The sequence below is a fragment of the Pseudenhygromyxa sp. WMMC2535 genome (assembly GCF_011083025.2).
The window spans coordinates 7,521,671-7,533,715 of record NZ_JABJWV010000001.1; the positions used below are offsets into that span (position 1 = coordinate 7,521,671).

The window sequence follows — 12,045 nt, forward strand, 5'->3', positions numbered from 1 at the left end:
GAGTAGCGGGGACAGGATTTGAACCTGTGGCCTCCGGGTTATGAGCCCGGCGAGCTACCTGGCTGCTCCACCCCGCACCAGTCACGGTCAGTTCCGTGGGGAGCAGGGTTGTAGGCCCAAGCCCGGATTGGGTCAAGGGCTTTTTCCAACGAATGTCGTTTTAGCCTGCGATCGCCACCTGGAGCAGGCTAAGCGTCATCACAGCGACCCAGATTTTCCAACTCGTCCCTCGCATGGCGGGGGATCATCGTCTGGGCAGAGGGACGCCGAGGCCCCGAGGGAGAGCCTCGAGGGCAGCCGCGCTTCGCGGCGTCATCGGAACCGAGCGCGTCTTCCCCGACTTGGGCGCGCCGAAGTGGCCGTCGGTGAAGCTGCGCTGCACGACCACTTGGGGCTCGCTACCACGTGTTCAGTCGGTCGAGCGGGACGCCGAGCATCGCGGCTGCCAAACTGTGGATCGGGTGGTCCGGCGCGGTCGGACGACACGGGCGTCTCTGCCAGTCGCCGGAACTGGCTCTTGATGGAGCTCTCTCTGCGGGTTCTGGCTGGTCGCGAGTGGTCCTGATAGGTCTGTTGCGTTCCTGTTCTGTTAGGTGTAACCCAACATTATGAATCCCGAGTTTGAGGCGCTCATCCAGAAGGCGCGAGCGGTGACGATGACCAACTCTCAGCGCGAGTCCCAGCGTCGGAGTTTTGCGTTCGGGAACACACATATCGAGAACGAGCGCATTACACGCGAACACATCGACGACGCTGCTCAGAGGCTCTCTGATGAGCGACCGTGAGAGCGTTCCCGAGCAGTCGGCTCCTCTACCTCAGCTCTCTCCAGAAGAGAGAGCCCAGTTGGAGGCGGAGAACGGTGTCCGGCAGTTCGACCGGATGATGGAGATAATCGAAGCGGGTCTCCAAGGCAGTCGGTTCAGATTGCGCGTGTCGACGCTGCAGAATTTGAATCGTGAGGCGGTCCAGGGACTCGAACCCAGCGCCGGCCACGTTCGAAACCACCCAGTATCCATCTCGAACACACAGCACCAGCCTCCCGAAGCATCTGACGTCCAGGAGCTTCTTGAGGAGCTCTGTGACTACGTGAACGACCACTGGGAAGAGGCGACCGCCCTTCACTTGGCGTCGTACGTGATGTGGAGGCTCAACTGGATCCATCCGTGGGGGGACGGAAACGGCAGGACGTCACGGGTCGCCTCCTACCTGGTCTTGTGTGTCAAGACAGGGTTCGTCTTGCCAGGAGAAAAGACGATCCCGGAGATGATCGCCGACAACAAGTCCTCGTACTACGACGCTCTGGACGCCGCAGATGCAAGCTGGAAGCAAGACAGCCTAGACGTGAGCGCGATGGAGAGTTTGCTCGAGGGTTACCTCGCCGCGCAGTTGCTCAGTGTTGTCGCAGCGGCGGGTGGCTCAACCTGAGCCCCAGTTGGGGGGTAACTGTTCACGTGGGGTGTTGAGGTCCAGAGCGTCGCGTGGGAATCGCGGACGATGGACACGCCGAAGAGCACGCAAGAGCTCGCCACGCAGATCGAGGCCCTCATCGCCGGATACGTCGATGAGGGCCGCCAGGCGGCGCAGCGGGCCGTGGAGCGGGCGTTCTGCGCGACAGCGAGCCCGCCGACCAAGCCGAGCAAGAAAGCGACGCGGACGCCGGGCAAGCGGCGGTCGCAGCAACAGCTCGCCGAGCTCGCCGACGCGTTGTGCTCACTGGTCCACGAGCAGCCCGGTGAGTCGATGATCGTGTTCGCCGCCGCGCTCGGCGTCTCGGTCCGGGAGCTGCAGCGGCCGATGACGGCGTTGAAGCGAGCCGGTCGCGTCCGCACCGTCGGCCAGCGAAACTGGACGCGCTACTTCCCCGCGGTCAACGGCAAGGCCGGTCGCGCTCGCGCGTGAGCGTGATCAGGTCGCGGACGCGGAGCCCTCGAGCAACCGCGGCGCCGTCGTGGCCTCGAGCTGCGCGCGCACGCAGCCGACGATGAAGTCGAGCACGTCCTTGCCGAGCTTGCGGGCCGTGTGCGCGACGGTCATCACCCGCTCGGCGAAGCGCTCGCCGCGTTCACTCTGGCTCCCGAACGAGCGCTTGCGCCACAGCACGAAGGCCCGCAGCTCGCGCTCGGCATGGTTGTTGGTCGGCTCGACGCCCTCGTGAGTCACGAAGGTCCACAGCGCGTCGGCGTGCGCGAGGATGTCCGCGCACGACCCCGACAGCCGCGCTTCTTGGTCCGCGACCGCGCGCGCGAGCACGGCCTCGAATTGTCGCTTCACCGGCTCGAGCAGGCGCTCGAGCTGCGCGCGGTCGAGCGCGCCGTCGACGAAGCCGCGCCAGTACTCGAAGACCAGCGACGTGCGCTCGAGCAGCTCGCGGCCGCGCGCGCCCACGGGGCCGTCGCGCTCGGAGAACGACACGAACTTGCGCAGCAGGTGGGCCCAGCAGATCTGCCGCGACGCCATCTCCCAGAACAAGAAGACCGTCGCGCGGTCGCTGACCAGGATGCCCTTGGGCGGGCCGTAGAGCGGTCGGATCGTCTCCCGGCGCCCGTCGTCGAGGATGCGATAGACCGTCACCAGCGTCGACGCGAGGACCCACAGCGACATCAACGAGCCGGCGCGGATCCACGGCGTGGCGTCGGTGTGCTTGACCTCGGCGCGCTCGGCCTCGGCCTTGGCTTCGTCGAACGCGGGCTTCAGCGCCGCGCTCGCGCGGGCCTCCATCGCGCTCAACGCTCCGAGCGAGATCTGAATGTGGAACAGCTCGCCGAGCAAGCGCTGCACCTTGCGCCGGCCGAGGTGGTAGACGCCGGTCAGCATCACCACGACGGCGACCAGGCGCGGCCCGAACGACGACGCGGGGATCTTCGCTTCGCGGCACGACACGCGAGTCCGGCCGCCGCAGCGGCTGCACGCCACTTCGTGCCGACGAAACTCGGTGACGTGGGGGCCGCTCGGCTCGAGCTCGAGCAGCTGATGACGGCGCGGCTCGTCGTCGACGAGCTGCGGCAGCGTCACACCGCAGCCCAGACAGACCTCGGGGAACAGGTCGATGACCTCGTCGACGCGCTCGGGCGGCAGCAGCTCCCGGTGCGCGCCGCGGTGGCCCTTCTGACCGCCGCGCTTGCGCTTGCCCTTCGACTTGGGCTTGCGCTCGTTCTTGCCGGCCCCGGGGCCGTCGCTCGACGGGGGCAGGTGCGAGTTGCTCGAGTTTTGGCCGAGCTTCTCGAGCAGCTGCTCGATCTTGGCTTCGAGCTTGGCGACCTTGTCCTCGAGCTCGGCGATCCGGGCGACCTCGCCCTCGAGCTCGGCGATCCGGGCGACCTCGCCCTCGAGCTCGGCGATCCGGGCGTCCTTCTCGGCGAGCTTGGTCTCGAACTCGGCGGCCGAGAGCGTTGCGTCCCGGACCTCGGCGTCCGGCAGCTCCGCGTTCTCATCAGCCCCCACATGACCGTTTGATCACGACCGTCGTCGCATGTCGATCCCTGCGGTCGCGAGATCGATCACACCGACTTTTTTGGGGTCTGAACGGTTACGTTGGGGGCGACGAGGCTAGCGCTTCTTGGGGGGGTGCGGTTCGACCGAGCTCTCGGGCCATGCGGGCAGTCGTTGAGTGGTTCTTCGCGCCTTTCTTCAGCTTCGCTTCGTCGGTTGGCGTCCAACGTACGCAGCGAGATCTTGATGGCGCTATGGCGCCGCGACTCTCGTAGAAGGCTTCGAGCGCCGCGCCCCTCTGGACGGGTCAGAGCAGCCCCCCCGAGAGGGGCCCCTGCGAAGGCGGCCCCTCTCTTCTCGGCATTAGCTCAGGGGTGGATGCTGCGCAGGCGCAGGCCCTCTCCCGCCAGCGTCAGCAAGTAGGTGTAGCCGAGGTCGTTCACGTCGATCGCGCTGACCACCTCACCCTCGATCTCGTTGTCGACGAAGGCGTTCACCCAGTCGAGCTCGCCGAGGTCGTCGACTCGACCCGCGAACAGGTCGGCCCCGATCGGCTGGATGATGGGCGCGGCAAAGACCACCCCTCCCCTGTCGGCCCGAAGCCCGCTGACCTCGTCCCCCACCGTGGCGCTCGAGAGCACCTCGCCGTCAGCGTCGAGGCGCATCAGCACCCCCTTGCCATCCTCCTCGCCCCCGAGAAAGACCTGCCCGTCGGCGACGGCCACCGTGGAGAGGCGAAGGCCCAGGTCCGTGCTCTCGTAGACCGTCGACATGCCACCCGCCTCGTCGTAGGCGAGGAGCTTGTTGCTGACCCCGTCCGCGCCGAGGTCCTGGAAGAGCGGCACGAGCAGCGAGCCGTCCTCGCGGAAGACGATGTTCCCGAGGGTGGTCTCCTCGTCCCCGTTCTCACCGGGGTCGGAGAACCACAGCGGCTCGAAGACCTGCCCGTTGTCGCCCCGGTCGATCACGAAGAGCACGGGGTTGCCGTTGCCTCCCCAAGTTGCCACCACCGCCATCCGGCGCCCACGGATCACCATGCCCTCGAGGTCCACGGTCCAGCCCGCATCCAGCGTCGAGGTCCAGCGCAGCTCTCCAGAGCTCGAGACCCCCGCGAAGTTCAGATCGCCATCATCGGCTCCCATGACAAGGACCTCCCCCGAGGAGCCATCGAAGGCGATGGCCTGACCTTCAAAGGGGAGCACCTCCCAGGTGATCCCCCCGTCGGTGTCGACGGCCCCCAACATCTCGTCCGCGAACATGATCGCGCCGCTGGGGACCGTGACCAGGCCGGAGTGCTTCGGGAGCAAGGGGAGATCGAGGGTCCAGCGCGGGTCTCCTGCGCCTGGAAGCTCGATCTCCGCCCTCACCGTCCCGGAGTCCTCCGAGCCCTCCACGCCCACGACCACGGCCTCGAAGGTCCTCAGCCCATTGTCGTCCTCACCATCCGCGATCCAGAACGCCTCGTAAGGCGACTCCATGTCGCTGGCGAGCAGCGTCCCGTCCTCGAGGTCGAAGAAGTCGACGCGCTCGACGGCGCCAGAGACCTCGGCCTGAAGGCTGACCACCATGGCCTCGTCGATCACCACGCGCTCGCTCGAGCCGTTGATCGTGAGTGAGATGAGCGAGACGTCCTCGCTGCCCGTGTCTTCGCCGGTCTCCTCGCTCGTCTCCTCGCCAATGAATTCGCCCTCGCCCGCGCACCCGGCCACGGCCACGGCCATCGAGGCAGCCAGGGCAAAGAAGAGCGTGGGGCTGATGATGCTGGTGTTGTTCATGCCCGCCCTATGAGCAACCGGCATGCCAGCGTAGAAACGCCACTACGCACCGTTTCGGCGCATCGAGGGTCCAATTCGAATCCATCTCCGCCCTCCGGGGTGGGTCCAATTCGAATCAACGTCCGGTATTCACGCCCGAGAGAAAGGCGAGGATCCGAGGCTCTCCCCCTTCGCCGTGTTCCACCCGAGATCGGACGCGCCCTGAAGCCACGGATCCGCGCGAGGGGCAGCCTGCTCGATCCGAGACACTAGACAGGTGTTCCCCGCGGCGCTCCCCGGCGCCCCTCAACCTCCCTCGTGCGCAGGAGAACGCCCCAATCCAACGTTCCGCGCCCAACCGTCCAGCCGGGCCGCTTTGGTTGACAATCCTCCCCCATGGGTCAACTTCCCGATAGATGACCGACTACCACGAAGCTTGGGAAGCCCTCCCTCCGGAGGCGCGTGACATCCATCGAGCGATCACGAGCCTCAAAGAAGAGGTCGAGGCTGTCGACTGGTATCACCAGCGCGTGGTCATGTGCACGGATCCTCAACTCAAGAAGATCCTCGAGCACAACCGCGACGAGGAGATCGAGCACGCGGTGATGACCCTCGAGTGGCTGCGGCGCAACATGCCCAAGTGGGACGAGAACCTGCGCACTTACCTGTTCACCGAGGGTGACATCACCGAGATCGAAGATGGCGCGGATGGCGAGGCCTCCGGCGGCAGCGATCTGGGCAGCGATCTGGGCATCGGCAAGCCCAAGTCCAAGTAGAAAGGCAAAGGAGAGGCACCATGGACTTCCTGCGACGAGAACTCGCGCCCCTGATCGACTCGGCCTGGGCGGCCATCGACGACGAAGCGCGCTCCATCCTCACCACCAACCTGTCCGGGCGCCGCGTCGTCGACCTGCGCGGACCCGAGGGCTGGTCGCTCTCGGCCATCAACCTCGGCCGCCTGTCCAAGGGGGAGAGCAGCGACGGCCTGTCCTGGGGCGTCCGCCAGGTCCAGCCCCTCGTCGAGCTCCGCGTGCCCTTTTCGGTCTCGCTCAGCGAGCTCGATAACCTCGCCCGCGGCGCAGACCCGGTCGAGCTGGGCCCCGTCAGCGAGGCCGCCATGCGAGCCGCCCGCTTCGAGGAGCGCGCGATCTACGAGGGCTTCGCCGGCGCCAACATCCGTGGGCTGCGCGAGTCGAGCGAGCACGAGACCGTGACCATCGGCGCGGGCGAGCCCGCGGAGCTACTCGACGCCGTCACCCGCGGCCTCGTGGTCTTCCACGACGCTGGCGTGGTCGGGCCGCACACCCTGGTCCTCGGCCCCAAGCTCTACGAGCGGGTGCTCAGCGACAACTCGGCCTACCCCCTGCGCCAACAGCTCACCAAGCTCCTCGGCCAGCCGCCGATCTACTCGCCGGAGCTCGACGGTGTCGGCCTGCTGCTCTCGACCCGCGGCGGCGACTTCGAGCTGACCTTGGGCCAGGACATGTCCATCGGCTACAGCAGCCACCAGGGCGACTCGGTCGAGCTGTTCATCACCGAGACCCTGACCTTCCGCGTGCTCGGGCCCGAGGCCATCGTCAAGCTCGGCTGAGCCGCGCTCCCAGCCTCCACGACCGCGAGAGACCCCGCTGGCCACGGCCGGTGGGGTCTTTGCTTTTGGTTCGCGCAGCTGCCGTGACGTCCAGCGCATGACATTCGACGAAGAATCTACATCTAGACACGAATTCGCATGTTTATCCATGCACCTTTGAATGGATTGATATGATTCATAAAATCATACAATTGTCTTTTCTGGATAAAACGAACCATGAAGACACGGAGTCGACCGAGTCCACGGACACCACCGAGTCCGGCGGGATGGATCCAGTCGTCCCCTCCTGCGCCGAGAATTTTGACCACACCGTCACTCGCGTGGCGAAAGAAGGCGCAATTACCGTATGCGCATTTCACGCAAACCGCTATGATACTGAGATCTCTCCAGGGACCCCATTTTCTTGGCCTTCGCGCACTTTTGCTCCTCGAACAGGGTTTTCTTCCATGGACAGTCGCCCCAGCGAGGGAGAAAGTATCCATACCTTTCGAGGATCTTTTCGATGATGAAGCAATACAACCTTCACCTCTTTACTGGCCTCTGCTCCCTCTCCTTGCTCCTCTCGACTGGCTGTAGCGACGACTCGACCAGCGATGACGGCGTCATCGACGAGAGCGGCGACACGAGCACCGACGACGACGTCGGTACCACCACGGACACGGACACCGACACCGACACCGACGACGACGTCGGCACCACGGACACCGACGGGACCGACACCGACACCGGCTCCACCGAGGAGACCGACTCGGGCACCGAGGAGACCGACACCGGCACCGAGGAGACCGACACCGGCTCCACCGCCATCTGCGGCGACATGGTGATCGAGGACGGCGAGGAGTGCGAGGGCGAAGACTTCAACGGCCTGACCTGCGCCGACGTCGGCTTCATGGACGGTGACCTCGCCTGCGCCGACGACTGCATGTTCGACTACTCGGGCTGCAACGAGACGGTCTGCGGCGACGGGATGCAGGCGGGCTTCGAGGCCTGCGACCTCGAGGACTTCGGCGACGTCAGCTGTGAGAGCCTCGGTTACACCGGCGGCACCTTGACCTGCGCCGAGGACTGCTCGGCCTACGACGAGGCCGAGTGCTTCATCGCCGATTGTGGCAACGGTGAGATCGAGGGCGACGAGCAGTGCGACGGCGACGTCGGCGAGCTGACCTGCGTCGACGCCGGCTACGGCAGCGGCGAACTCGGCTGCAACGAGGACTGCACCTTCAACGTCGAGCTCTGTGATCCCTGCGGCAACGGCGTGATCGACGAGGGCGAGCTCTGCGACGGCGAGGCGCTCGGCGACGCGACCTGCGAGTCCGAGGGCTTCGAGAGCGGCGACCTCGCCTGCAACGAGACCTGCGACGCCTTCGTGACCGACGCCTGCGTCGAGGGCGATGGCTGGTGGGGTTATGACTTCGAGTCGGGCGACATGAGCGCCGAGTGGGTGCTCAGCGGCAACGCCGACTGGTATGCGAGCACGACCTCGCCCAACAACGGCACCTACACCGGCGAGAACGGCGACATCGGCAACAGCCAGACCTCGACCATGGCGGTCACCCTCGACTTCACCCAGGACGGCGACGTGACCTTCTGGTACCGGGTCAGCACCGAGGTCAACTACGATTACCTCCGCTTCTACATCGACGGCACCCTCCAAAACGAGTGGTCCGGCGTGGTCGCCTGGAGCGAGATCAGCTACCCGATCACCACGGGTCAGCACACCCTGACCTGGACCTACTACAAGGACATCAGCGTCAGCAGCAACTCCGACACCGTGTGGGTCGACGACATCACCACCGAAGGTGGCGTCCTGCCCTGATCCAGCCTGATCGGGCCCCGCTCGACGCGAAGGGGGCGGCCGCGAGGCTGCCCCTTTTTGTTTTGGGCTCGACCCGCTCAGCGCAGGCGGCCGACGAGGCGCAGCAGGAGGTCCGGGTAGTCGGTGATGATCCCGTCGACCCCCAGCTCGATCAGCGCACGCATGCGCGCCTCGTCGTTGACCGTCCACGGGATGATCTGCATGTCGAGGGCGTGGACCTGCTCGACGCGCTCGGCGTCGACGAGGGGGTGCCTGGGCGACCAGATCTCGGCGTAGGCCCGCGCCTTTGCGATCTCTTCGTAGCGCCCGCGCTTGTCGAGGATCGCCGCGCGAAACTCGAGGCGATCGCCGTAGCGCTCCCGCGCGTGCCGCAGGGCCGACCACTCGAAGCTCTGGAGGATCAGCCGCTCGCCAAAACAGCCGCTACAGCCTGCGTCATAGGCGATCAGCGCCTCGAGGTAGAGGTCGGCGTCTGCCCTGCTCGGGCGCTTGAGCTCGAGGTTGAGCGCGACCTCGGGGCCGGCCTCAGCGAAGAAAGCGTCGAGGAAGGCGACCAGACTCGGCGGGGCCTGGACGCCCTCGAGCTCGGCGTGGCAGTCGAAGCGGGCGATGTCAGCCGACGCGAGCGAGGAGATGCGCGTGCTCGGGGCCCTGCCCTCCCCCGTCCACGCGCAGCCGGTGTCGTGCAGGTCGTCGTCGTGACCCATGAACACCTGGCCATCGGCGCTGATCTGCATGTCGGCCTCGATGGTGTCGACGCCCACGGCCAGACCCGCGGCGTAGGCGGGCAAGGTGTTGCCCGGCGGGTGGTTCCCGCGGTCTCCGCGGTGGCCCTCGACGTCGAGGCCGGGGGCGTCGATGGTCTCACCAGAGAACACCGGCGCGGGGCCGCGGCCGCCCTGGTGGCAGGCAGCCGTCAGGGCGACCAGGAGCGCGAGCGCGGGCGCCCACGGGCCCCCTTCCTCGAGTCGGCGTGGCGACGACATCGCGGCGATGATGCCTCCCCACATGGCCCGCGACCAGTCATCATCCAGGTCGTGACCGAGATCCGTTTTGGCCGTGACTTCGGCGCCATCGAGGTCCCCCGCGGCACGACCTTGATGGCCGCGGCCGCCCGCGCCGGCGCGCCCTTGGGCAACGCCTGCCGAGCCCGAGGCGTGTGCCGGGCCTGCGCCGTGCTCGTGCTCGCTGGCGCCGAGCTCCTCGACGAGGCCGGCGCGCTCGAGCGTCGCTTCGCCCTCGAGGCGCCGTGGCGCATGGCCTGCCAGACCCACGTGCGTGGAGCCGGGCGCGTGCTCCTGTGGACGCCGCACTGGGGCGGCGATCCCGACGAGCTCGCGCTCGCAAGCTGAGCTGCGAGCGCGCTCAGTCGACCTCGAATTGCCGCGTGATCGCCTCGAGGGCCTCTGCCTGGGCGCGCAGGCCCTCGGCGGCGGCGCGGGTCTGCGAGGTCGCCACCGCGCTGCTCGAGACCCCCTCGGTGACGCGCACCAGCGCGCGCGACACGGTCCGCGTGTCCTCCCCCTGCTGCTGGGTGACACCGGAGATCGAGCGCGCCCCATCGGCGGTGCTCTGCGAGCGGCTGAGGCTGTCGGCCGTGGCCGTGACCGCGGCCGCGCTCGCGCCCTCGATGTCGCCGAGCATGCCGCGGACGTCGTTGACCGTGGCCGAGACCCGCTCGGCCAGGCGCCGCGTCTCGGCGGCGACGAGGGCGAAGCCCCGCCCGGCCTCGCCGGCGCGCGTGGCCTCGAGCGAGCCGTTGAGCGCGAGCAGGTCGCTGCGGTCGGCGATGTCGCGGATCCGCAAGAGCAGCTCGCCGATGCCAGCGGCCTGCTCGCCCAGGGCCACGATCCTGGCCTCGGCGGCCTGCGTGGCCCCGGCGGCCTGATCCGCGTCGGTGAGCACCCCCGCCGCGCGCTCGCTGATGTCGACGGCGGACTCGGCCAGGCCATCGACGGTCGCGCTGATCTCCTTCATCCGCGTCGACTGCTGCTCCGCGGCGGCCTCCTGCTCCTGCGTGATCGCCTGGATCTCCGCGGCCGCCGACGCGAGCTCGAGGGCCGTCTCGCGGATCTGCGAGACGACCTCGCGCAGCCGCTCGACCATGCCGCGGAAGGCGTCATAGAGCTCTCCGGGGTGCTCGAAGTCCACGCGCAGATCGCCCTTGGCGACGCGCACGGCGGCGGCCGTCAGCGCCTCGAGGACGTCGAGCATGCCGTTGAAGCCCTCGGCGAGGCGGCCGACCTCGTCGTTGCGCAAGGCGACGACCCGCTCGAGGGTGCCGAGCTCCCCCGCCTCGACGACCCGCCGCGTGACCGTGTCGATCGCCTCCAGCGGCTCGGTGACCGAGCGGATCAGCGGCAGCAGCGTGATCGTGACGGGGATCGTCGCAAAGCCCCCGAGACCGAACAAGACGATCAGCAGCATCCCGAGGTCTTCGTCCAGCTCGACCTCGCCCAGGACCCAGCGCCCGTCGCCGACGGCGGCCGCCGCGAGCACGCGGCCGCCGGGCGCGTCCAGGACGGCCAGCTGCTCGCGCGACACCGCCTCCTCCGACCTCGGCCCCAGGGCCAGTCCATACCCATGATCCTCGGCGCTCAGCCAGCGCTCCGCGCCCAGCCGGCGCTCGAGCTCGGCCGCCGAGACGACCCGCAAGGAGGGATCGAGGGCCTCCCCGAGCATCGCCTCGAGCGCTGCCTGCGACGCCTCCCCCTCCCCCTCACCCTCACCCGGGCTGCGACGCAGGACCAGGGCCGCGCCGGCGACCAGGGCCTGCTCGCGCTCGAGCACGCGGACGCGCTCGTCATCGATCTGCCGCTTGCCGAAGATCGCGGCGACCAGCGTCATCACGGCCAGGATCAAGCCCACGAAGACCACCAGCAGCCGCCGCCAAACCTTGGTCACGGGGCGGCGCGCCCGAAGCCGGCGCTCGAGCAGCGCGCGGGTCAGCTCGGTATGAAAGCGCTCGTGCACCCGCACGATGATCGGCATCGTCGCCACGATCTCGGTGAGCACCAGCACCCCGACCAGGAGCCAGCCCAGGGCCCGCTCCGAGCGACCGACCTGGAGCGCCTCGGGGAAGCCCTGCGCGCCGAGGATCAGCCCGAGGGCGACGCTCGCCCCCCACCCGCCGGCGTAGCCCGCCAAGAAGCGCGAAGGAAAGCGCTGGAGCGCGCCGTCGGCCGCGAGCAGCAGCGCGTCGGCGGGCCGCTCTCCAGCGCGCTCGTAGGCCCGCACGGGGCTCAGCAGCGCCCGCGCGTGGAGCACCCAAACCAGCGCGCGCACGAGCACGAGCACCGCGAACAGCCGCCAGTCGACCACGCCCATGATCGGGCCGAAGAACACGACCGCGAGCACGGCGATCGGCAGGTCGTGCCCGCCGACGCGCGAGATCGTGCGCGTAGTCAGATCTTTCGACGCCATCACTCCAATCGAGGCATTCCTCGCAATTGGGG

At 67.9% G+C, this 12,045-nt stretch carries 10 protein-coding genes and 1 tRNA gene; 6 read left to right on the top strand and 5 right to left on the bottom strand.

All coding sequences use genetic code 11. The features are described from left to right. Positions 1-3: 3 nt before the first annotated feature. A tRNA-Met gene (locus G6O69_RS29170) sits at positions 4-77 on the bottom strand. Positions 78-771: 694 nt separating this feature from the next. Between G6O69_RS29170 and G6O69_RS29175 the strand changes: the two genes are divergently transcribed. Next, positions 772-1,425 (top strand): Fic family protein, encoded by a 654-nt coding sequence (locus G6O69_RS29175; RefSeq protein ID WP_172306753.1) that lies wholly within the window; start codon positions 772-774, stop codon positions 1,423-1,425. 69 nt (positions 1,426-1,494) lie between these two features. After that, entirely contained in the window at positions 1,495-1,899 is a 405-nt protein-coding gene (locus G6O69_RS29180; protein WP_172306754.1) for a winged helix-turn-helix domain-containing protein, read from the top strand. 6 nt (positions 1,900-1,905) lie between these two features. Here the strand turns inward: G6O69_RS29180 and G6O69_RS29185 are convergent, their stop codons facing one another. Further along, positions 1,906-3,441, bottom strand: coding sequence for an IS66 family transposase (locus G6O69_RS29185; protein ID WP_172306755.1), 1,536 nt, complete (start codon positions 3,439-3,441; stop codon positions 1,906-1,908). A 356-nt stretch (positions 3,442-3,797) separates the two neighbouring features. Continuing rightward, positions 3,798-5,204: an Ig-like domain-containing protein gene (locus G6O69_RS29190; RefSeq protein WP_172306756.1), complete on the bottom strand. Its 1,407-nt coding sequence runs from the start codon at positions 5,202-5,204 to the stop codon at positions 3,798-3,800. 395 nt (positions 5,205-5,599) lie between these two features. On the opposite strand from G6O69_RS29190, the gene G6O69_RS29195 reads away from it, so the two are divergent. The 3 genes from G6O69_RS29195 (at position 5,600) to G6O69_RS29205 (ending at position 8,590) form a co-directional block, all read left to right on the top strand. Then, positions 5,600-5,959, top strand: coding sequence for a ferritin-like domain-containing protein (locus G6O69_RS29195; RefSeq protein ID WP_172306757.1), 360 nt, complete (start codon positions 5,600-5,602; stop codon positions 5,957-5,959). A 20-nt stretch (positions 5,960-5,979) separates the two neighbouring features. Next, positions 5,980-6,774, top strand: coding sequence for a family 1 encapsulin nanocompartment shell protein (locus G6O69_RS29200; protein WP_172306758.1), 795 nt, complete (start codon positions 5,980-5,982; stop codon positions 6,772-6,774). A 502-nt stretch (positions 6,775-7,276) separates the two neighbouring features. After that, entirely contained in the window at positions 7,277-8,590 is a 1,314-nt protein-coding gene (locus tag G6O69_RS29205) for a hypothetical protein (RefSeq protein ID WP_172306759.1), read from the top strand. Between the two features lie 77 nt (positions 8,591-8,667). Here G6O69_RS29205 and G6O69_RS29210 read toward each other — a convergent pair whose 3' ends face one another. Then, positions 8,668-9,576 (bottom strand): glycerophosphodiester phosphodiesterase family protein, encoded by a 909-nt coding sequence (locus G6O69_RS29210; protein WP_217909935.1) that lies wholly within the window; start codon positions 9,574-9,576, stop codon positions 8,668-8,670. Between the two features lie 51 nt (positions 9,577-9,627). Between G6O69_RS29210 and G6O69_RS29215 the strand changes: the two genes are divergently transcribed. After that, positions 9,628-9,942 (top strand): 2Fe-2S iron-sulfur cluster-binding protein, encoded by a 315-nt coding sequence (locus tag G6O69_RS29215; RefSeq protein ID WP_172306761.1) that lies wholly within the window; start codon positions 9,628-9,630, stop codon positions 9,940-9,942. Positions 9,943-9,955: 13 nt separating this feature from the next. Here G6O69_RS29215 and G6O69_RS29220 read toward each other — a convergent pair whose 3' ends face one another. Further along, a complete protein-coding gene (locus G6O69_RS29220) occupies positions 9,956-12,013 on the bottom strand; it encodes a methyl-accepting chemotaxis protein (RefSeq protein WP_172306762.1) in 2,058 nt (685 codons plus the stop codon). Between the last annotated feature and the right edge of the window lie 32 nt (positions 12,014-12,045).

What these genes read in the sequence shown, in the direction of transcription:
- G6O69_RS29175 (WP_172306753.1), top strand. Translation starts at nt 772, where the DNA reads ATGAGCGACCGTGAGAGCGTTCCCGAGCAGTCGGCTCCTCTACCTCAG.
- G6O69_RS29180 (WP_172306754.1), top strand. Translation starts at nt 1,495, where the DNA reads ATGGACACGCCGAAGAGCACGCAAGAGCTCGCCACGCAGATCGAGGCC.
- G6O69_RS29190 (WP_172306756.1), bottom strand. Translation starts at nt 5,204, where the DNA reads ATGAACAACACCAGCATCATCAGCCCCACGCTCTTCTTTGCCCTGGCT.
- G6O69_RS29195 (WP_172306757.1), top strand. Translation starts at nt 5,600, where the DNA reads ATGACCGACTACCACGAAGCTTGGGAAGCCCTCCCTCCGGAGGCGCGT.
- G6O69_RS29200 (WP_172306758.1), top strand. Translation starts at nt 5,980, where the DNA reads ATGGACTTCCTGCGACGAGAACTCGCGCCCCTGATCGACTCGGCCTGG.
- G6O69_RS29205 (WP_172306759.1), top strand. Translation starts at nt 7,277, where the DNA reads ATGATGAAGCAATACAACCTTCACCTCTTTACTGGCCTCTGCTCCCTC.
- G6O69_RS29210 (WP_217909935.1), bottom strand. Translation starts at nt 9,576, where the DNA reads ATGTCGTCGCCACGCCGACTCGAGGAAGGGGGCCCGTGGGCGCCCGCG.
- G6O69_RS29220 (WP_172306762.1), bottom strand. Translation starts at nt 12,013, where the DNA reads ATGGCGTCGAAAGATCTGACTACGCGCACGATCTCGCGCGTCGGCGGG.